Here is a 19,537-nt window from a genome sequence, read left to right as displayed (position 1 = left end):
GCGAGCAGCCGGCGGTTAACGGTAAATGACAAGGGAGCTGAAGATGATATTCCGCCACGCAAACCCTGTAAAAGGATCAGCCGGATAACAGGGTTAACCGGCTGATTTTGCTCGTGGCTAAACTGTCTGTTTATGGAAGAGTTCGCGGAATACCGGGTAAATATCGTCCGGCTCGCGGATATGCTGCATGGCAAAGTTTTCGAATTTTGCCTGCAGATCCTCGTATTCGCGCCACAGTGTCTGGTGGGCGCGACGGGTGATTTCAATGTAGCTGTAGTAACGCACCATCGGCAGCAGCTTTTTCGCCAGCAGTTCGTGACACAGCGGGGAGTCATCGGCCCAGTTATCGCCATCAGACGCCTGTGCGGCGTAGATGTTCCATTGAGCTGGGTCGTAACGCTCTTCAACCACTTCATTCATCAATTTCAGCGCGCTGGACACTATGGTGCCGCCCGTCTCCTGCGAGTAGAAGAACTCCTGTTCATCCACTTCCTTCGCCTGGGTATGGTGGCGGATATACACCACCTCGACGTTTTTATAAGTTCGGCTCAGGAACAGATAGAGCAGAATATAGAAACGTTTGGCCATGTCTTTGGTGGCCTGGTCCATGGAGCCGGAAACGTCCATCAGGCAGAACATGACCGCCTGGCTGGAGGGTTCCGGTCGCCGTTCATAATTTTTGTAACGCAGATCAAAGGTGTCGATAAACGGCACGCGTTCGATTTTTTTTCTGAGCTCGGCAATGTCCTTACGCAGCCGCTCTTCTTCCAGCAGTTGCACCGGCTCAGTGTTTTCCATCTGGGTGAGCTCGTCCTCCAACGCATGTAAAGTGCGCCGTTTCCCGGCGGTCATGGCGGTGCGTCGCGCCAGGGAGTTTTGCAACGAGCGCACCACGCTGATATTGGCCGGTACACCGTTGGCGGTGTAGCCGGCCCGATGGGTCTTGTACTCGGTGAGCTGCTTATACTGGTTCTTTTTCAGATTCGGCAGTGCCAGATCTTCAAACAGCAGGTCGAGGTACTCATCCTTGGATATCTGGAAAACGAACTCGTCCTCGCCTTCGCCATCCTGGCTGGCATTGCCCTGGCCGCTGCCTCCACCGCCGCCGCCCTGAGGGCGTTCGACGCGGTCATTCTGCACAAAATGATCATTACCCGGATGAACGCGGTGGCGTGTGCCACCGCGACCCTGATGAAACATCGGTTCGTTGATATCGTCAGTGGGGATCGAGACTGACTCCCCGCTGTCTACGTCGGTGACCGAACGCTTGTTGATGGCTTCGGCAATCGACTGTTTGATTTGCGACTTGTAACGGCGCAAGAAGCGTTGGCGGTTAACCATGCTCTTGTTTTTACCGTTAAGCCGTCGGTCAATAAAATAGGCCATACTTCCCCCAAACGACGTTGCCAACTTTCTACGCCATCTCCATGACGCTAATTCTCATTAGACGTTATGAAGACTTTCTGACCCGCAGATACCATTCACACAGCAGACGAACCTGTTTGCGGGTGTAGCCTTTCTCCATCATGCGATCGACGAAGTCATCGTGTTTTTTCTGCTCGTCCGTTGAGGTTTTTGCGTTAAATGAAATCACCGGCAGTAACTCTTCGGTGTTCGAGAACATTTTCTTCTCGATCACGGTACGCAGCTTCTCATAGCTGGTCCAGTTAGGGTTACGACCATTATTGTTGGCACGGGCGCGCAGCACGAAGTTGACTATTTCGTTGCGGAAATCTTTCGGATTACTGATGCCGGCCGGTTTCTCGATTTTCTCCAGTTCAGCGTTCAGGGATTCGCGATCGAACAGCTGGCCGGTATCCGGATCACGGTACTCTTGATCCTGGATCCAGAAGTCTGCATAGGTCACGTAGCGGTCAAAAATGTTTTGACCGTATTCCGAATAAGATTCCAGATAAGCCGTCTGGATCTCTTTGCCGATAAACTCCGCGTATTTCGGGATCAGATAGCCTTTCAGGTGCTCCAGGTATTTCTCCGACAGATCCTGCGGGAATTGCTCACGTTCGATCTGCTGTTCCAACACGTAGAACAGGTGAACCGGGTTAGCGGCGACCTCTGCGTGATCAAAGTTGAACACCCGTGACAGAATTTTAAACGCGAAACGGGTGGACAGGCCGTTCATGCCTTCATCGACCCCGGCATAGTCGCGGTATTCCTGATACGACTTGGCTTTTGGATCGGTGTCTTTCAGACTTTCGCCGTCATAGACGCGCATCTTCGAGTAGATGCTCGAGTTTTCCGGCTCTTTCATACGTGAAAGTACGGTAAAGCGCGCCAAGGTTTCCAACGTGCCGGGGGCACATGGCGCATGGGTCAATTCGCTGTGATCCAACAGTTTGTCGTAGATTTTGATCTCTTCCGACACCCGCAGGCAATACGGTACCTTGACGATATAAACACGGTCGAGGAAAGCCTCGTTGTTTTTGTTGTTACGGAAGGTCACCCACTCGGATTCGTTGGAGTGCGCCAGAATGATGCCGCTGAACGGCAGGGCGGAGATCCCTTCGGTACCGTTATAGTTACCTTCCTGGGTGGCGGTCAGCAGAGGATGCAGCACCTTGATTGGCGCTTTGAACATCTCCACGAACTCCATGATCCCCTGGTTGGCACGGCACAGGGCACCGGAATAGCCATAGGCGTCCGGATCGTTTTGCGCATGGTTTTCCAGCTTGCGAATATCGACCTTACCGACCAGCGCAGAGATATCCTGGTTGTTCTCGTCACCCGGTTCCGTTTTGGCGATGGCGATCTGTTCCAGGATGGAAGGGCGCACCTTGACCACTTTGAATTTGGTGATGTCGCCGCCAAACTCGTGCAGGCGTTTGGCCGCCCACGGGGACATGATGGTGCCGAGATAGCGATTCGGGATGTTATATTCTTTTTCCAGAATATTGGCATCCTCCTGCGGGTTGAACAGGCACAGCGGGTGGTCGTTGACCGGGCTGCGTTCGCCGTTGGCGCTCAGGGTGTAAATAGGCACAAGTTGCATCAGCGCTTTCAGGCGTTCCGCCAGCGATGATTTCCCGCCGCCCACCGGGCCCAACAGATAAAGAATTTGTTTCTTCTCTTCGAGGCCCTGCGCGGCGTGTTTCAGGTAAGAAACTATCTGTTCGATAGCCTCTTCCATGCCGTAGAACTCCTCGAATGCCGGATAGCGTGCGATCACGCGGTTGGAGAACAGGCGAGACATACGCGACTCAAGCGCGGTATCCACCATAACTGGTTCACCGATGGCCATGAGTAGACGTTCTGCCGCATTGGCATATGCACTGCGATCTTGCCGGCAGAGGGTAAGAAATTCCTGCAGTGTGAACTCTTCGTCCTTGGCAGCTTCGTAGCGCTGGCGATAGTGGTCAAATATGTTCATGGCGATGCCCGTCCTTTCGTTATTAGCACAGGTTAAAGGGAGCTGATGATTGTGTTTTGGCCCCCAAAAGAAGAAGTTATCCTTGAGTACAGCAACCCGTATGCCAACTTGGTGCGCTTATTATCGCGAGTTGCGCTGTATTGCCACTGGGCTCAGGATCCATTCACCTTCTGAATTAAGCTTAGTTTGCATACCAGAAAATTTCCTGCGCGATAAAAAGCTTTTTTTAAGTCATATCAATGACTCAGTTATTACAGGGATAGCCAAATGCCTTGTCTGGCGCGGCCTGCGGCAAAAAACGTCATTGTTCCGCCATGATTAATTCATATTTCTATTCTAAGTTATTCGATCTTGGTTCTTTTCTATTGTAAAGATTATGCGCGTAACGACTTTTTCACATAAACTAAGCCCGCTATTAACTCTGTTATTTATGGAAAAAAACCAGTGAAGATTTTTCAACTCAAAACGCTAGCCATTATCGCTTCCGCAATGGTTTGTGCGCAAAGTGCCCAGGCTGGGACCTGGTCACTCGGTGCTTCCGCGCTGGTTAGCCCGGATCCGTATCGTGGCTATCAGGACCGCGTGTATCCGGTTCCCGTTATTAACTATGAAGGTGACGACTTCTACTTCCGCACGCTGACGGCCGGTTATTACCTGTGGAAAGATCAGGAAAACCAACTGAGTCTGATGGGTTACTACTCACCGTTGGGCTACCGTCCAGGTGACAGCGACGACGATCGCATGAAGAAGTTGAACAAACGTCGCGGCACCCTGATGGCGGGTCTGGCCTATTCGCACTTCGCCGAGTGGGGCATCCTGCGCACGACTTTGACCGGTGATACGCTGAATTACAGCAACGGTATAGTCGGTGATTTCGCCTATCTGTATAAATTTGAGCTGGGCGATTTTACCCTGGTACCTGGCGCGGGCGTAACCTGGAGCAGCAAGAACCAGAACAAATACTACTATGGCATCAGTGATAACGAATCTCGCCGCAGTGGTCTGGACAGCTACACGCCGAGCGACAGCTGGGCGCCTTATGTTGAGCTGAGCGCCAACTATAAGATTAACAAAGACTGGAATGCCTTCTTTACCGGGCGTTATATCCAGCTGTCTGATGAAGTGAAAGACAGCCCAATGGTGGATAAAAATTACACCGGGTTGTTGATGACAGGTGTGAGCTACAGCTTCTAAACGAAGTTGCACAAATACTGTGCAAGGCATGCATTATAAAGGGGCGCTGGCGCCCCTTTTGCACATCTGTGGTGCGAGGGTGCAGGGCGGCCGTGTTTACCGCCCTTTAACCGATCACGCGTTTTTGCGGGTACGGAAGGTCACTGCCAGACGAGCCGGTTGTTCACCTGCGGCGACCAGCGGTTTGCTGACGCGACCGGTTTCCACGCAAACCATGGTTTTATAACCGTCGTTAGGCATATCTGCCATGCTGCAAGAAAGTTCTACGCCTGGGTTCCAGGCAATCACATCACTCATGTGATGGTGATGAACCTCAATGGTGCGCTGGAGCGCGGCGTCTTTGATCAGGCTAAAAGCGTCAGGCTGGGTATAAACCCGGTCGGTTTGGCCAACAAAGGTCACGTCACCCGTCTGTTTGGCTTCAGCACCACCGGCGACTTTATCGATATAAGGCACGCCGAGTCCGGCAACCTTAACCTGCTCAATATCCCCGATCTGGAAGTAGGTATGCAGTGCGGCAGTCGCCTGATAATCGCCGTGAGATTCCAACTCTATCTCGCACTCTTCGCCCAGCTTGAAGCGGGCAATCAGCGTGAAGGCGTGCGGCCAGACGCTGCGGGTCTGCTCATTGTCTTTCAGCGTGAAGGTAAGAATGACACCGTTGTCATCTTCATCATGAGCCGTCAGGCTCCATGGTTGGTTACGCGCGAAGCCATGCGAAGGTTTCGCCACCGGACCGAACCAGGGCCAGCAAATGGGCACACCGCCGCGGATAGCATTCCCTTTTGTAAATGGCGTGTTGTTGCTCAGCCAAATGACAGGTTCTTCGCCGCTGGGTTGCCAGGCCACCAGGTGTGCGCCTTGCAGTGTGATAGCGGCACGGACTTTCGGGTGCGAAACCACCACCACAGGCAGTTCGTCGAGCTGGCGTTGGCTGATGTAAGGTGAAATCTGTTGGGTAACGGGTAGGGTGAAAATCTTCTCGTTCATCGGGGGGCCTTTTGTTCGCCGTAGAAACAAAAAAAGGGCGACAAAAATGTCGCCCTCATCATCAGCTTGGCATCAATCCATTATTTGGAGATGTGAGCGATCAGATCCAGAACCTTGTTGGAGTAACCCGTTTCGTTGTCGTACCAAGAAACCAGTTTCACGAAGGTGTCGCTCAGTGCGATACCGGCTTTGGCATCGAATACGGAGGTCAGAGTTTCGCCGTTGAAATCGGTAGAAACGACTTCGTCTTCGGTGTAACCCAGCACGCCTTTCAGCTCGCCTTCAGAAGCGGCTTTGATGGCAGCACAGATTTCTTTGTAAGAAGCTGGTTTGGCCAGACGGGCAGTCAGGTCAACCACAGACACGTTCGGAGTAGGAACGCGGAACGCCATACCGGTCAGTTTGCCGTTCAGTTCTGGGATAACTTTACCTACTGCTTTAGCAGCACCGGTAGAAGAAGGGATGATGTTCTGGGATGCGCCGCGGCCGCCGCGCCAGTCTTTGTGAGACGGGCCATCAACGGTTTTCTGAGTTGCGGTAGTTGCATGCACGGTGGTCATCAGCGCTTCAACGATACCGAACTTGTCGTTGATAACTTTAGCCAGTGGTGCCAGGCAGTTGGTGGTACAAGAAGCGTTAGAAACGATTTCCTGACCTGCGTAGGATTTGTGGTTCACACCCATAACGAACATTGGGGTGTCGTCTTTGGATGGGCCAGTCAGAACAACTTTCTTAGCGCCTGCAGCGATGTGTTTACGTGCAGTTTCGTCAGTCAGGAACAGGCCTGTTGCTTCAGCAACGACGTCAACGTTGACTTCGTTCCACTTCAGGTTAGCCGGATCTCTTTCTGAGGTACAACGGATGGTTTTGCCGTTAACAACCAGGTGGCCGTCTTTAACTTCTACAGTGCCGTTGAAGCGACCGTGAGTAGAGTCATATTTCAGCATGTAAGCCATGTACTCTGCGTCTAACAGGTCGTTGATTGCAACGATTTCGATGTCAGAACGTTCTTGAGCAGCACGAAAAACAATGCGACCGATACGGCCAAAACCGTTGATACCTACTTTGATAGTCATATATTCCACCAGCTATTTGTTAGTGAATAAAAGGTTGCCTGTAAAATTACAAAAACCTTACCAAGCGTCAAGCGGAATCGTGTCAATTCTTGCTGCAAATCAAACCTCGCAGCCTGGTTTGAGCGCTTATTGCACATTCCGTTTGCGTTCGGCCTCATCCGTTATATGGGGTCAAACCGCCAAGTATAAAGTCAGCCCGTTCAAGATATGTGATCGGTATCACATATTGCCGTGACGTGACCTTTATGGGCTACAGTTTAGGCCAAAAAGCGCTGCAGTGTTGTTAATTTTTTGTTATTATTACTCATTGTTTTCGTTGACATTATCCACATTCAGAGAATCGCACAAATGGCTAAAGAGACAACCCCTGACCATCCGGCCACGGAACTGAATGAAATCCAACGTTATGTGACGCAGGAACGTGGTACCGAAGCGCCGTATTCTGGCAAATTGCTGCACAACAAACGCGAGGGCATGTACCATTGCCTGTGCTGCAACCATCCGCTGTTCTACTCCGACAGCAAGTACGATTCCGGCTGCGGCTGGCCGAGCTTCTATCAGCCGGTATCCGACGATGCTATTCGTTATCTTGATGATAATACACATAATATGCACCGAATCGAGATCCGTTGCGGTCACTGCGATGCGCATTTGGGGCACGTATTCCCCGACGGCCCGCAGCCGACTGGCGAACGTTTTTGCGTTAACTCGGCGTCGCTGAGTTTTACTGACGGTGAGAACGGCGAGAAAACGGCCGGCTAAACGAAGTATTCCGCTAGAAAAATCGATTCAGCTAATTATTCTTCCACGAGTGAGGAAATGCTCTGATGGACGTGAAAGATCTGATTGCCGCCATGACGCCGGAAATTTATCAGCGCTTGGTATTGGCCGTTGAGTTGGGCAAGTGGCCGGACGGTGTGGCCCTGACCCCGGAACAGAAAGAAAACAGCCTGCAGGCCGTGATGTTGTGGCAGTCGTTGCACAATGCCGATCCGCAACATATGAGCATCGGCACCGACGGCCAGATTGTGATGAAGAGCAAGCAAGAGCTGAAACAGCAGTTCATTGCAGAGCCTTTGGCTAAGCTGAAGCCGCAGTAAAGCGAACCATGGGGCGATGCTGACATCGCCCCGTGAGTTTAGCGTTTCCCGCCGTTTATCCCCAATGACTCCGCCAGTTGATGCGCGAGTCGGTTATTGTCGTCTGCGCCATATTCCCAGAACATCGCACCGCCCAGCCCCTTGCTTTTGATGTAGTCGGCCTTGAGCCCAACCGAGCGCGGATCCTCGTACGAAATGGCAAACAGCGGCTTGCCTTCGGCAGATTTCATCGTCAGATAGGGGACCTGAGCATCCTTGTCCCAATGGGCGCTGAAACGCCGCTGTGGGTCATTTAACAGCTTGTTGACGATGTCGTTATATTTGAAATAGCTGTCCTTGGTCAGATCCAGCCCCAGCGACTTGAAAACGTCAATTTCGCGTGCGGAGAAATAAGGCTGGGTGACTGGGTTTTTGGCGGCGTCCGCTTTGTCCCAATCGATACCCGGCTCGGTCGCGCGTTTTGGCACCCGGCCGTAAAAACCGATGCCCAGGTTCAACTGCGCGGGTTTGAGTCCGGCGGCCAAATAGTTATCCACGACAAAATTGGCGCTATAACGATCGGCGGCGGCTACGGTCGGCCACTGCTTGGAATCATACAGGTTGGAGTTGAAATACTGAGTGCCGTACGCCATGTCGTAGGTCATCAGGTTGATGTAATCGAGGTAGGGCGCAATGCCTTTGACATCGACCCATTCCTGCGGGCTTTTGACGTTGGCACCCACGGCGATGGTCAGCAATTTGTCTTTATTCAGGGCATCATGCAGTTCTTTCAGCAGTAATGTGAAGTTGGCCCGGTCCGCAGGTTGGCTTTCGACCAGCCCCCAGGCACCGTTAACCGGGTATTCCCAATCGAGATCGATCCCATCCAGTTGGTACTGTTTAATGACCTGTTGCACCGAGTGGATAAACACGATCCGGCTCTCTGGCGTTGCCGCCGCACCAGAAAAACCGCGAGCGCCCCAACCGCCGACGGACAGCAGCACTTTCAGATTCGGGTTCTGTTTACGCAACACCGGCAGCAGCTTCAGATCGGCCATCACTTTAGGTGACAGATAAATCTGGTGCAGGCGAACCGGGTCTTTTAGCACCGGATTGGATTCCTCTTTCTCATCGTTGTAGATCAGGCCGAAGGAGTAATTGAGGTGGGTGATTTGCGTGACGTCCAGCTTGTTGATATCGCCGCCAGGACCGGCGGTAACGTCACCTCCACCATTGAAATAGCCGACGGACAGGTAAGAGGCGGCGTGAGCCATGCCGGCGCCAGCCATACCAAACTGCACCGCTACCAGCAAAGGCAGCAGTTTACGGGTTAAAGCCATGTCATCTCCTTTGGTCGGCAAGGCCGACCGAAACCGCCTGAGGCGGTAACATAAAGCCGGGCTCGAGGGGCCCCGGATGCGTATAACTGATTGATGCCAAGGCATCAGCGGTCATAACAGCAAATGTGCTGCACGCGAACAAGATGTCATCACAGGAGAATGGTTGGAATGTGAGCGATGTCGAGGTTTGCAGGTGGGGGGAAGTTGCGGGCGCAATGTGCACCCGCCGCGATCATCAGGCAATAAATTGTGACAGGGTAACGAGTTGTGCTCCGGCCTGTTGCATCGCCTGAAAAGCGTGCTGGCTGTCGCCGGGCTGTAAATCAACGCCGCGACAACCGTCGGTGATCACCGAGGTCTGGTACCCCAGAGCCAGCGCATCCAACACGCTGAATTTCACGCAGTAGTCGGTTGCCAGCCCCATAATGGCCAGATGACTCACGCCCTGTGTTTTCAACCAAGCGTCCAGCTCGGTGTGTGAACGATGGCCGTTGTCGAAGAAAGCGCTGTAGCTGTCGATATCCGTATTTTGCCCTTTGCGAAACACGGCGCTGATGCCCTGTTGGTTTAATTGCGAATGAAACTCAGCGCCCTGGCTTTCCTGTACGCAATGCACCGGCCACCATACCTGCGGCAAACCCGCAAGCTCACCCAGGGTGCCTACCTCCGCGTTGGCGTTTACCGCAAAGCTGCGATGATTGGCGGGGTGCCAGTCCTGGCAGGCTACCACTGGCTCACCACGTGCGGCACTGGCCGCTATGGCCTGATTGGCCACGGCGATCACGGCATCGCCGTCGGTCACCGCCAGTGCGCCGCCGGGGCAAAAATCGTTTTGTAAATCGATCAGCAACAGGGCTGTTTTCATCGCGACTCCGTTGTGTGGATTAGGGCTAACCGCTGATGCTCAGTTCACCGCGCAAGTCTTGCTGCATCTGACTGCGGATTTGCTCCGGCGTCAGCGGTTGACTCAACAGGTAATGCAGTTTGGTCAAGGCGGCCTCGACCGTCATGTCGAAACCGCTGATGACCCCGGCATGGGCCAGCGCGTTGCCAGTGGCGTAGCCTTCCATATTAACCCGCCCGGAGATGCATTGAGTCAGGTTAACGACCACAATGCCGCGTTCAGAGGCATCGCGCAACTCATCAACCAGCTCGGCTTTTTGCGGTGCGTTGCCTACGCCGTAAGAGCGCAGGATCAAGGCTTTCACCGGTTGCAGCAGAAAGTTACGGACTACCGCGCCGGAAATCCCTGGGTAAATCGTCACCACACCGATCGGCTGCGGCGTGATGTTATGCACCTTCAGCTCACCGTTGCAGACCGGGCTGTCGATGCCGTTCTGACGACGAATATGGATCCCGGCCTCCAGCAATGGCGGCAGGTTGGGTGAGGCAAAGGCGTCGAAGCCGTCGGCGTGCGCCTTGGTGGTGCGGTTGCCGCGGAACAGCTTGTTGTTGAAGAACAGACTGACTTCATTGACCGGGTGGTTGGCCGCCAGATACAGCGCGTTCAGCAGGTTGGTCTGGCCATCGGAACGCAGTTCCGCCAGGGGGATTTGAGAACCGGTAACGATCACCGGCTTGGCCAGGTTTTCCAGCATGAACGACAGCGCCGAAGCGGTGAAGGCCATGGTGTCGGTACCGTGCAGGATCACGAAGCCATCATAAAGGTGATAATTCTGTTTGATGTCGTCGGCGATATGCTGCCAGTCTTCCGGCGTCATGTCGGAGGAGTCAATCAGCGGCGCGTATTCATGAATGGTGAAGTCCGGCATTTCCGGCCGATGAAACTCAGGCATCAGGGCCAACTGGCGCTGCAGGTGGCCGGAGACTGGAATGTAGCCGTGTTCGGAACGTTGCATGCCGATGGTACCGCCGGTGTAGGCGACGTAAATCGATTTCTTTTGCATGGTCATTGTATTAACAGAAATAAGATGGGCTGAATTATAGGGGGATAAGCGCAGAAAAAAAGCCCGGCGGGTGCCGGGCTGAGGATTAATTTGTTAGCGGACTTCTCCGCAGGTCAAACAGATGGCATAGCGGTTTTGCGGATCGTTCAGATTATTGAACAGGCCCGGCTGTTCTTTCACCGCCATGGCAACCGATGCCAACGGCGCAGGCAGCATCGACTGGATGGCCGCCGGCAGCATGGCGTGAATTGAAACGCCAAACTGACTGAGAACCATGTCGGTCAGGCTTGGCGTATCGACAAACCAGTTCAGTTGCCACTGTTTCAACTGCGCCAGCTCGGCCGCTTTCTTCACGGCGTCATCGAAATCACCCAGTTGATCGACCAGGCCATTGGTTTTGGCATCGCTGCCCAACCACACGTGCCCTTGGGCAATCTGATCAACCTGTTGCGGTGTCATTTTGCGAGCCTTGGCAACCAGATCGATAAAGTTTTGATAACCTTTTTCGATGTTCAGCTGCATCATCTGCGAAAACTCCGGCGGCAGCGCTTTGGTCACCGCCAGGTCCGCCAGCGGTGAGGTGGCCACACCGTCGGTGTGCACGCCAATGCTGTCCAGCGTCTGCTCGTAGGTGTTGATCACCCCGAAGATGCCGATAGAGCCGGTGAGGGTGCTTGGGCTGGCGATGATGTAGTCCGCCGGTGTAGAGACCCAATAACCGCCCGAGGCAGCCATGCCGCCCATGGACACCACGACAGGTTTGCCGGCGGCACGTACCGCAGCCAGTTCGGAGCGGATCACTTCGGAGGCGCTGACGCTGCCCCCTGGGCTGTTAACCCGGAAAATAACCGCTTTAATCGCCGGATCCAGCCGTGCCTGGCGCAGTTCCGCCGCGGTGGTGTCACCGCCAACGGTGCCCGGCGTTTGTGGGCCGTCCATGATCGCGCCGTTGGCGAAGATCACGGCGATTTTGCCACCTTGATCCGGCGTAGGCTTCGGTTGGTAATCGTAGATGCTGGTGGCGTTGAAATCATTCGCCTGTTTGTCCCAACCGAAAGTCTTGATCAGTTGGTTTTCGATGACGGTACGCGACGCCAGCTCATCCACCAGTTTGTTGTCCAGCGCATACTTGGCGGTATCGCCACCGGCGGCCTGCATGCCGCTCAATACGCCTGCGGCCCCTGGGAACAGCTGCTGCGCCGTGATCTGACGGTTGGCGGCCACGGTATCCAGGTAGTTCTGCCACAATCCACCTATCCAGCGGCTGTCGGCCTCACGGGCGGCCGGTGACATATCGTCACGGATCAGCGGTTCTACCGCAGACTTATAGGTACCGACGCGGAAGATATTGGTGGTGACCTTGAGTTTTTCCAACAGGGACTTGTAGTAAAGGTTGTTGGTGGCAAAACCGTGCAGATCGACTGCGCCCTGCGGCGACAGATAGACTTTGTTGGCGTAGCTGGCCAGATAGTATTGCGTCTGGTTATAGCTGTCGCCAATGGCAAAGATCGGTTTCCCGCTGTCGCGGAATTCACGCAGCGCTTTGCCGATGTACTGCAGAGAAGGCTGATCGGCACCGGCAAAATCATTTAACTGCAATACCATGCCGGTAATGTTTTTGTCGTCTTTGGCTTTGCGGATGCTGTCAACCACGTCAAACAGGGAGTTCTCCTGCAGGCGGTTGCTGGAAGCGCCCAGCAGTTCGCGGCCCCATTGGCGTACTTTGTTGTTCATCGACGGTTGGTCAACGACCACGCCGCTCAAATCAACCAGTAACGCGCCGCGAGTAGGAACGGCTGGGGTGGTTGCACTCTGGAATGAAAGATAAATACCGGCCCCAACCAGGATCAGTAATACCAGGAACAGATTAAGGATCAGTTCCCTGATAAAGTTCAGCAGACGCCATGTCCACCTGAAAACGCCGGCAATGATTTGCCACAATGTGCGCATGTGCTCTCCAGCAAGAGTCGAGAATGTTCCGCTATCCTAATGAGCGGCCGAGGAAATGTCAGCTTTAAATCCTGTGTCACAGAGGGTATTGCCGACACTGTCACTCGCCGTTTAGCTATGTTAACGTGATTTGAATGAAAATTGTTATCAGGAGTTTACGATGGATGCACTGGACCTTTTACTGAATCGCCGTTCGGCGTCACGCCTCGCGGCACCTGCGCCCGCCAATGAGGCGCGTCAGAATATCATCAACGCGGGCCTGCGAGCGCCTGACCACGGCGCATTGCAGCCATGGCGTTTTGTGATGATCGAAAACCAGGGCCTGGAGCGCTTTAGCCAATTGTTACAAGCTGCTGCAAAGCAGGACGAAATGGATGAAGCGGCAATAGAGAAGGCGACCAAAGCCCCATTCCGCGCGCCGCTGATCATCACCGTGGTGGCGCATTGCACCGAAGAAACCAAGGTGCCACGCTGGGAGCAGGTAGTTTCCGCCGGCTGTGCCGTGCAGGCCATGCAGATGGCCGCGCTGGCGCAAGGCTTCAACGGCATCTGGCGCACCGGTGCCTGGACCGAACATCCTCTGGTTCGCGAGGCCTTTGGCTGCCGTGAGCAGGACGAAATTGTCGGCTTCCTGTATTTGGGAACCCCACAGTTAAAAGCCGCCACCAAAGTTGTTGCTCCAGACAGCACGCCTTTCGTCAGCTACTTCTGATCCTCTGCGCGGGGTTACCGCAAAATTGCGCTAAATCCCGCCATTCTGTGTTGTTTCTGAGCAGGCTGTACGGTTATCGACAGCCCGCTCTTACCATTCCCCTCGGCAAGCGCTACCCTATGATATCTTGAATGCCGTTAACCGAAGGGAGTGGTATATGACATCGCCAGCGATCCGTTTAACCCAGTACAGCCATGGCGCCGGCTGCGGTTGTAAAATCTCACCGAAAGTTCTCGAAACTATTCTGCACAGCGAGCGGGAGAAATTTGTCGACCCGCGTTTGCTGGTGGGGAACGAAACCCGTGACGATGCGGCGGTGTATGACATCGGCAATGGCGTTGGCATTATCAGCACGACCGATTTCTTCATGCCGATAGTCGATAACCCGTTCGATTTCGGCCGCATCGCCGCCACCAACGCTATCAGCGACGTTTATGCCATGGGCGGTAAACCGATCATGGCGATTGCCATTCTTGGCTGGCCGATTGCCACCTTGCCGCCGGAAGTGGCGCAACAGGTGATCGACGGTGGGCGCTATGCCTGCCAACAGGCGGGGATCGCGCTGGCCGGCGGTCATTCTATCGATGCACCTGAACCCATTTTTGGCCTGGCGGTGACAGGCATCGTCAATACCGAGCGGGTGAAGAAAAACAGCGCGGCGCAGGCTGGGGCCCGCTTGTTCCTGACCAAACCCCTGGGGATTGGCGTGCTGACCACCGCCGAGAAGAAAAGTAAGCTGCGTCCCGAACATGAAGGTTTGGCGACCGAAGTCATGTGTCAGTTGAATAAACCGGGGGCGGATTTTGCCGACGTTGAAGGCGTTACGGCAATGACCGATGTCACCGGTTTTGGCTTGCTGGGCCACCTGAGCGAGGTTTGCCAGGGCTCAGGGCTGCAGGCGACGGTTTGGTTTGAACAGGTGCCAAAACTGCCGGATATCGAGCGCTATATTGCCGAAGGCTGCGTGCCGGGCGGTACCGGACGCAACTTTGACAGCTACGGCCATCTGGTGGGGGAAATGACCGACCTGCAGCGCCAATTGCTGTGTGATCCACAAACCTCCGGTGGCTTGCTGTTGGCGGTGTTGCCGCAGGCGGAGCAGCAGGTGCAGGCGATTGCCGAGCGCCATGGTATGCAGCTCCAGGCTATCGGTGAACTGCATGCGGCACTCCCCGGTAAGCCATTGATCGAGGTTGTGTAGTGTCAAACAGGCTGGAGCGGGCAGATACCCAAGACTATCGACGTATTTTTTTGCAGGACATTCCGCTGATTGACGTGCGTGCGCCAGTTGAGTTTCAGCAGGGCGCGTTCGCCAACGCGGTGAATCTGCCGTTAATGAACGACGATGAACGGCAGGCGGTAGGCACCTGCTACAAACAGCAGGGGCAGCAGGCGGCGATTGCCTTGGGCCACAGTCTGGTTAACGGCAGGCTGCGTGATCAGCGCACGGCGGCGTGGTTGGCGCAATGCGCGCAATGGCCGGAAGGTTACCTTTACTGTTTTCGCGGCGGTTTGCGTTCCCAATTGGTGCAGCAGTGGCTGCGCGAGGCTGGGGTGGCGTATCCGCGTATTACCGGCGGTTATAAAGCGCTGCGTCAGTTCTTGCTGACCACGCTGGAGCAAAGCGCCGAGCTGCCGATGGTGCTGATCGGCGGTAATACCGGCAGCGGCAAAACGGTGTTGGTCAATGAGCTGGCCGAGGGTATCGATCTGGAAGGGGCAGCACGGCATCGCGGTTCATCTTTTGGCCGAACGCTGGTGGCGCAAAGCGGCCAGATCGATTTTGAGAATCGTCTGGCTGTGTTATTGCTGAAAAAACAGCATGGTGGCTGCCGCCGTTGGGTGCTGGAAGACGAAGGACGCATTATCGGCAGCAACAATTTGCCGTTGCCGATCTTCAACCGCATGCAGCAGGCGCCGGTGGCCGTGATCGACGATCCTTTCGAGGTGCGTCTGGCGCGGCTGCAGCACGAATATATCGATCGCATGCGTCTGGAGTTTGAACAGGCATTGGGTGCGGAGCTGGGTTGGCAGAAATATGATGAATATCTGCATCACGGCCTGTTCGCCATTCGCCGTCGTTTGGGCCTGGAGCGTTTCCAACAGCTGACGCAGAGCCTGGAATGGGCGTTGCAGCGCCAGTATGCCAGCGGTAATAGTGACGCACATCAGGAGTGGCTGGTGCCGTTGTTGCAGCACTACTACGATCCGATGTATCACTACCAATTGGAAAAGAAATCCCAGCGGATTGTGTTCCGCGGGAATTATGCTGAAGTAAGAGAATTCCTGATGACGTACAGCCAGAATAACGGTGAATAATGCGACTGTTTATTGCCGAGAAACCGAGTTTGGCGCGCGCCATTGCCGATGTCCTTCCCAAACCGCATCGCCGCGGTGACGGGTTTATCGCCTGTGGCAACAATGATGTCGTCACCTGGTGCGTGGGCCACTTATTAGAGCAGGCACAGCCGGATGCCTACGACAGCCGCTATGCGCGCTGGTCGTTGGCGGATCTGCCGATTATCCCTGAAAAATGGCAACTGCAGCCACGTCCTTCGGTCAGCAAACAGCTTAATGCGATCAAAAAACTGCTGCATGAGGCCGATGAGGTGGTGCACGCAGGTGACCCGGATCGCGAAGGGCAGTTGCTGGTCGACGAGGTGCTGGACTATCTGGCGTTAACGCCGGAAAAACGTCAAAGCGTACGCCGTTGCCTGATCAACGATCTCAACCCGCAGGCGGTAGAACGCGCCATTGAACGGCTGCGGGACAACCGCGACTTTATCCCACTGTGTGTCTCTGCCCTGGCGCGTTCCCGCGCAGACTGGTTGTATGGCATCAATATGACCCGCGCCTACACCATTTTGGGCCGTAATGCCGGTTATGATGGCGTGTTGTCCGTTGGACGGGTACAAACGCCGGTGCTGGGGCTGGTGGTACGACGTGACGAAGATATCGAAAACTTTGTGTCGAAAGACTTCTTCGAAGTGAAAGCGCACATCGTCACGCCGAAAGAGGAGCGTTTCGTCGCGCTGTGGCAGCCGAGTGATTCCTGTGAGCCTTACCAGGACGAGGAAGGGCGTCTGCTGCACCGCCCGCTGGCGGAGCATGTGCTCAAACGCATCGAGGGCCAGCCGGCGCTGGTCACGTCTTATAATGATAAACGGGAATCAGATACCGCACCCTTGCCGTTCTCATTGTCGACCTTACAGATCGAGGCTTCCAAGCGCTTTAACCTGAGTGCGCAACAGGTGCTGGATGTCTGTCAGCGGTTGTATGAAACCCATAAGTTAATCACCTATCCGCGTTCCGACTGCCGCTACCTGCCGGAAGAGCATTTTGCCGGGCGCCATTCGGTGTTGAACGCCATCAGTGTTCATCAGCCGGATCTTTATCCGCAGCCGGTGATCGACAGCGATCGTCGTAACCGTTGCTGGGATGACAAAAAAGTGGATGCCCACCACGCCATTATTCCTACCGCCCGCGCCAGCAAGGTCAGCCTCAGCCAGGACGAACTGAACGTTTACGGGTTGGTGGCGCGGCAGTACCTGATGCAGTTTTGTCCGGACGCGATGTTTCGTAAGTGCGTCATCGAGCTGGATATTGCCGGGGGCAAATTTGTCGCCAAGGCGCGTTTCCTGGCGGAAGCAGGGTGGCGCACGCTATTGGGCAGTAAAGAGCGCGATGAAGAAAACGAAGGCGCTCCGTTGCCGGTGGTGGCGAAGGATGACGAGTTGTTGTGTGAGCGCGGCGAGGTGGTTGAGCGACAGACGCAGCCGCCACGACCGTTCACGGACGCCAGCCTGCTTTCCGCCATGACCGGGATTGCGCGTTTTGTTCAGGATAAAGCGCTAAAGAAAATCCTGCGAGCTACCGATGGTTTAGGGACCGAGGCGACGCGCGCGGGCATTATTGAGTTACTGTTCAAGCGGGCGTTTTTGTATAAGAAAGGGCGTTATATTCATTCCAGCGAAACCGGTCGGGCGTTGATCCATTCGCTGCCGGATATTGCTGCCCGTCCGGATATGACTGCGAACTGGGAGGCCACGTTGACGCAAATCAGTGAGAAATCCTGTCGCTATCAGGACTTTATGCAACCTCTGGTAGGCACTTTGCAGGAGCTGATTTATCAGGCCAAGCAGAGCCGGGCGAGTATGGCGTTTCGCGGGTTGCCGCCGCCACCTTCCTCCGGGGCGAAGAAACGCAAAAAAAGCGCCGGTAAGGCGCGGGAGAAGAGTGAATGAATCACGCCTTAATGATGCTGACCGCCGGAGTCTGGTTATTTTCCGCTACGGCGATGGCCCATCGGGGGGATGTGGATGTGGTGGTGCCGGTATCGCCGGAAATTTGGGGCACGGCGAAAAATGCCGCTTCCCAGCCCGCCGCGCAACCCTGCAACCGCTGCTGCATCTATCAGAACCAAAACTATTCGGAAGGGGCGGTGCTCAAGGTGGAGGGGGAAGCGTTGCAGTGCGTGCGCGACCCCAATGTCGTTGGTACCAATCCTTTGATCTGGACCCGATTGAAGAAGTGACGCGGTAACGTCAGTGGTTCAGGCCTCTGACCCTAAAGCCTCGATATACGCGACCAGTAGCGGCACATCGGCCGGAGCCAGGGGATAGTCAAACGCCTGCTCCGGCGTTAACCAGGCAAAATCGGAATGACAACGGTTTTGCAATTCGCCGCTGAAGGCTGCAATACGCCAGGCATGTAACCTAATCACTCGCTCGCTTTGCTGCCACTGATTACTGGCAACGTAATTGCCGATGCTGGCCGCAATCCCCAACTCTTCGTCCAGTTCACGCGCCAGGGCCTGTGGCTGGCTCTCGCCTTGCTCAACCTTGCCGCCGGGAAACTCCCACAGACCAGCTTGATCGCTGTCGGCATCGCGTTGTGCCAGCAGAATCTTGCCATCCTTTTCAATGATGGCGGCAACGACATCGATAATTTTCATCTATATCACAGACCACATAGAGAAACCCCGGCGAGTGCCGGGGTTGGGTTAATTACAGCGAGAACTCAGCCCAGACCGGGGCATGATCCGAAGGTTTTTCCATCCCGCGGATCTGATAGTCGATGCCGGTTGCGGTACAACGTGCGGCCAGTGGTGTGCTGGCTAACAGCAAATCGATGCGCAGGCCCCGGTTTTCATCGAAGCCGCGCGAACGGTAATCAAACCACGAGAACTCATCGTTACGCTCTGGGTTGGCGTGACGGTAGGTATCCACCAGACCCCAGTTCAGCAGACGATCCATCCATTCACGCTCTTCCGGCAGGAAGGAGCATTTGCCGGTGCGCAACCAGCGCTTACGGCTCTCTTCGCCGATGCCGATATCGTAATCACTTGGGCTGATATTGACGTCACCCATCACCAGTACCGGTGAATCTACCGACATCTGCTGTTCCAGATAGTTTTGCAGATCCTGATAGAAGCGCGTTTTTGCCGGGAATTTGATCGGATGGTCGCGGCTTTCACCCTGAGGGAAGTAACCGTTGATCACCGTCAGCGTACCCTGTGGCGTAGCCAAATCGGCCATGATGATACGGCGCTGTGCGTCTTCCTCATCCGTAGGGAAACCCCGGCGAACGGCAAGCGGCTTCTCTTTGGTCAGCAGGGCCACGCCGTAGTGGCCTTTTTGGCCATGATAGAACACGTGATAACCGTGCTGGCTGACTTCTTCCAGCGGGAACATGTCATCGTGAACTTTTGTTTCTTGCAGGCCGATCACGTCGGGTTGGTGCTGCTCGATAATTGCGGCCAGCTGATGCGGACGCGCGCGCAGTCCATTGATATTAAAAGAGACAAACTTCATGAGCGGTGCCGTTTATACGAGAAAAATGTGTTGAGATAGTAGCAGAGTTTGGCCGGAAATGTAACGCAGGCCAGCGGCAACGGCCGCCGGC

18 protein-coding genes are annotated in these 19,537 nt (G+C 54.8%); 8 read left to right on the top strand and 10 right to left on the bottom strand.

Annotated features, from left to right (window positions below; all coding sequences use genetic code 11):
- Positions 1–117: 117 nt before the first annotated feature.
- Together ACGS9J_RS01550 and yeaG are read right to left on the bottom strand one after the other, a co-directional pair.
- Positions 118–1,386 carry a YeaH/YhbH family protein gene (locus ACGS9J_RS01550; protein WP_442229341.1) on the bottom strand — a complete coding sequence of 423 codons (1,269 nt, stop codon included), beginning with the start codon at positions 1,384–1,386 and terminating at the stop codon, positions 118–120.
- A gap of 64 nt (positions 1,387–1,450) precedes the next feature.
- The gene (yeaG, locus tag ACGS9J_RS01545; RefSeq protein ID WP_442229340.1) at positions 1,451–3,385 is read right to left on the bottom strand and encodes a protein kinase YeaG; all 1,935 of its coding nucleotides are present in this window, start codon (positions 3,383–3,385) and stop codon (positions 1,451–1,453) included.
- A 489-nt stretch (positions 3,386–3,874) separates the two neighbouring features.
- Between yeaG and ACGS9J_RS01540 the strand changes: the two genes are divergently transcribed.
- Positions 3,875–4,579, top strand: a complete 705-nt coding sequence (locus tag ACGS9J_RS01540) for a MipA/OmpV family protein (protein WP_442229956.1) — start codon at positions 3,875–3,877, stop codon at positions 4,577–4,579.
- 114 nt (positions 4,580–4,693) lie between these two features.
- Here the strand turns inward: ACGS9J_RS01540 and ACGS9J_RS01535 are convergent, their stop codons facing one another.
- Positions 4,694–5,569 (bottom strand): D-hexose-6-phosphate mutarotase, encoded by an 876-nt coding sequence (locus tag ACGS9J_RS01535; RefSeq protein WP_442229339.1) that lies wholly within the window; start codon positions 5,567–5,569, stop codon positions 4,694–4,696.
- 80 nt (positions 5,570–5,649) lie between these two features.
- Positions 5,650–6,645, bottom strand: a complete 996-nt coding sequence (gapA, locus tag ACGS9J_RS01530) for a glyceraldehyde-3-phosphate dehydrogenase (RefSeq protein WP_012145453.1) — start codon at positions 6,643–6,645, stop codon at positions 5,650–5,652.
- Positions 6,646–6,993: 348 nt separating this feature from the next.
- On the opposite strand from gapA, the gene msrB reads away from it, so the two are divergent.
- Both msrB and ACGS9J_RS01520 read left to right on the top strand, forming a co-directional pair.
- The gene (gene msrB / locus ACGS9J_RS01525; RefSeq protein ID WP_442229338.1) at positions 6,994–7,407 is read left to right on the top strand and encodes a peptide-methionine (R)-S-oxide reductase MsrB; all 414 of its coding nucleotides are present in this window, start codon (positions 6,994–6,996) and stop codon (positions 7,405–7,407) included.
- 65 nt (positions 7,408–7,472) lie between these two features.
- Positions 7,473–7,745, top strand: coding sequence for a YeaC family protein (locus tag ACGS9J_RS01520; protein WP_020827210.1), 273 nt, complete (start codon positions 7,473–7,475; stop codon positions 7,743–7,745).
- A 38-nt stretch (positions 7,746–7,783) separates the two neighbouring features.
- Here the strand turns inward: ACGS9J_RS01520 and ACGS9J_RS01515 are convergent, their stop codons facing one another.
- From ACGS9J_RS01515 to sppA, 4 genes are all read right to left on the bottom strand, one after another.
- Entirely contained in the window at positions 7,784–9,064 is a 1,281-nt protein-coding gene (locus ACGS9J_RS01515; protein ID WP_442229337.1) for a glycoside hydrolase family 18 protein, read from the bottom strand.
- Between the two features lie 235 nt (positions 9,065–9,299).
- Positions 9,300–9,929 (bottom strand): bifunctional nicotinamidase/pyrazinamidase, encoded by a 630-nt coding sequence (gene pncA / locus ACGS9J_RS01510; RefSeq protein WP_442229336.1) that lies wholly within the window; start codon positions 9,927–9,929, stop codon positions 9,300–9,302.
- A gap of 25 nt (positions 9,930–9,954) precedes the next feature.
- Positions 9,955–10,971, bottom strand: a complete 1,017-nt coding sequence (gene ansA / locus ACGS9J_RS01505; RefSeq protein ID WP_442229335.1) for an asparaginase — start codon at positions 10,969–10,971, stop codon at positions 9,955–9,957.
- Between the two features lie 93 nt (positions 10,972–11,064).
- Positions 11,065–12,921 (bottom strand): signal peptide peptidase SppA, encoded by a 1,857-nt coding sequence (sppA, locus tag ACGS9J_RS01500; protein WP_442229334.1) that lies wholly within the window; start codon positions 12,919–12,921, stop codon positions 11,065–11,067.
- Positions 12,922–13,081: 160 nt separating this feature from the next.
- Between sppA and ACGS9J_RS01495 the strand changes: the two genes are divergently transcribed.
- From ACGS9J_RS01495 to ACGS9J_RS01475, 5 genes are all read left to right on the top strand, one after another.
- Positions 13,082–13,633 carry an NAD(P)H nitroreductase gene (locus ACGS9J_RS01495; protein WP_442229333.1) on the top strand — a complete coding sequence of 184 codons (552 nt, stop codon included), beginning with the start codon at positions 13,082–13,084 and terminating at the stop codon, positions 13,631–13,633.
- 157 nt (positions 13,634–13,790) lie between these two features.
- On the top strand, positions 13,791–14,834 hold the full coding sequence (gene selD / locus ACGS9J_RS01490; RefSeq protein WP_442229332.1) for a selenide, water dikinase SelD: 1,044 nt from the start codon (positions 13,791–13,793) through the stop codon (positions 14,832–14,834).
- Positions 14,834–15,952, top strand: a complete 1,119-nt coding sequence (gene mnmH / locus ACGS9J_RS01485) for a tRNA 2-selenouridine(34) synthase MnmH (protein WP_442229331.1) — start codon at positions 14,834–14,836, stop codon at positions 15,950–15,952. The genes selD and mnmH overlap by 1 nt, the downstream gene beginning before the upstream one ends.
- Positions 15,952–17,877 (top strand): DNA topoisomerase III, encoded by a 1,926-nt coding sequence (locus ACGS9J_RS01480; protein WP_442229330.1) that lies wholly within the window; start codon positions 15,952–15,954, stop codon positions 17,875–17,877. Before mnmH ends, ACGS9J_RS01480 begins: the two co-directional genes overlap by 1 nt.
- On the top strand, positions 17,874–18,167 hold the full coding sequence (locus ACGS9J_RS01475) for a DUF1496 domain-containing protein (RefSeq protein ID WP_442229329.1): 294 nt from the start codon (positions 17,874–17,876) through the stop codon (positions 18,165–18,167). Before ACGS9J_RS01480 ends, ACGS9J_RS01475 begins: the two co-directional genes overlap by 4 nt.
- An 18-nt stretch (positions 18,168–18,185) precedes the next feature.
- Here ACGS9J_RS01475 and ACGS9J_RS01470 read toward each other — a convergent pair whose 3' ends face one another.
- Both ACGS9J_RS01470 and xthA read right to left on the bottom strand, forming a co-directional pair.
- Positions 18,186–18,587 (bottom strand): pyrimidine (deoxy)nucleoside triphosphate diphosphatase, encoded by a 402-nt coding sequence (locus ACGS9J_RS01470; protein WP_442229328.1) that lies wholly within the window; start codon positions 18,585–18,587, stop codon positions 18,186–18,188.
- A gap of 52 nt (positions 18,588–18,639) precedes the next feature.
- A complete protein-coding gene (gene xthA, locus ACGS9J_RS01465; protein ID WP_442229327.1) occupies positions 18,640–19,446 on the bottom strand; it encodes an exodeoxyribonuclease III in 807 nt (268 codons plus the stop codon).
- Positions 19,447–19,537: the final 91 nt, after the last annotated feature.

It is taken from the genome of Serratia quinivorans (genome assembly GCF_052113645.1).
Lineage (GTDB): Bacteria > Pseudomonadota > Gammaproteobacteria > Enterobacterales > Enterobacteriaceae > Serratia > Serratia quinivorans_B.
This window is presented reverse-complemented; position numbering and strand designations above follow the sequence as displayed.

What these genes read in the sequence shown, in the direction of transcription:
- ACGS9J_RS01550 (WP_442229341.1), bottom strand. Translation starts at nt 1,386, where the DNA reads ATGGCCTATTTTATTGACCGACGGCTTAACGGTAAAAACAAGAGCATG.
- yeaG (WP_442229340.1), bottom strand. Translation starts at nt 3,385, where the DNA reads ATGAACATATTTGACCACTATCGCCAGCGCTACGAAGCTGCCAAGGAC.
- ACGS9J_RS01540 (WP_442229956.1), top strand. Translation starts at nt 3,875, where the DNA reads ATGGTTTGTGCGCAAAGTGCCCAGGCTGGGACCTGGTCACTCGGTGCT.
- ACGS9J_RS01535 (WP_442229339.1), bottom strand. Translation starts at nt 5,569, where the DNA reads ATGAACGAGAAGATTTTCACCCTACCCGTTACCCAACAGATTTCACCT.
- gapA (WP_012145453.1), bottom strand. Translation starts at nt 6,645, where the DNA reads ATGACTATCAAAGTAGGTATCAACGGTTTTGGCCGTATCGGTCGCATT.
- msrB (WP_442229338.1), top strand. Translation starts at nt 6,994, where the DNA reads ATGGCTAAAGAGACAACCCCTGACCATCCGGCCACGGAACTGAATGAA.
- ACGS9J_RS01520 (WP_020827210.1), top strand. Translation starts at nt 7,473, where the DNA reads ATGGACGTGAAAGATCTGATTGCCGCCATGACGCCGGAAATTTATCAG.
- ACGS9J_RS01515 (WP_442229337.1), bottom strand. Translation starts at nt 9,064, where the DNA reads ATGGCTTTAACCCGTAAACTGCTGCCTTTGCTGGTAGCGGTGCAGTTT.
- pncA (WP_442229336.1), bottom strand. Translation starts at nt 9,929, where the DNA reads ATGAAAACAGCCCTGTTGCTGATCGATTTACAAAACGATTTTTGCCCC.
- ansA (WP_442229335.1), bottom strand. Translation starts at nt 10,971, where the DNA reads ATGCAAAAGAAATCGATTTACGTCGCCTACACCGGCGGTACCATCGGC.
- sppA (WP_442229334.1), bottom strand. Translation starts at nt 12,921, where the DNA reads ATGCGCACATTGTGGCAAATCATTGCCGGCGTTTTCAGGTGGACATGG.
- ACGS9J_RS01495 (WP_442229333.1), top strand. Translation starts at nt 13,082, where the DNA reads ATGGATGCACTGGACCTTTTACTGAATCGCCGTTCGGCGTCACGCCTC.
- selD (WP_442229332.1), top strand. Translation starts at nt 13,791, where the DNA reads ATGACATCGCCAGCGATCCGTTTAACCCAGTACAGCCATGGCGCCGGC.
- ACGS9J_RS01480 (WP_442229330.1), top strand. Translation starts at nt 15,952, where the DNA reads ATGCGACTGTTTATTGCCGAGAAACCGAGTTTGGCGCGCGCCATTGCC.
- ACGS9J_RS01475 (WP_442229329.1), top strand. Translation starts at nt 17,874, where the DNA reads ATGAATCACGCCTTAATGATGCTGACCGCCGGAGTCTGGTTATTTTCC.
- ACGS9J_RS01470 (WP_442229328.1), bottom strand. Translation starts at nt 18,587, where the DNA reads ATGAAAATTATCGATGTCGTTGCCGCCATCATTGAAAAGGATGGCAAG.
- xthA (WP_442229327.1), bottom strand. Translation starts at nt 19,446, where the DNA reads ATGAAGTTTGTCTCTTTTAATATCAATGGACTGCGCGCGCGTCCGCAT.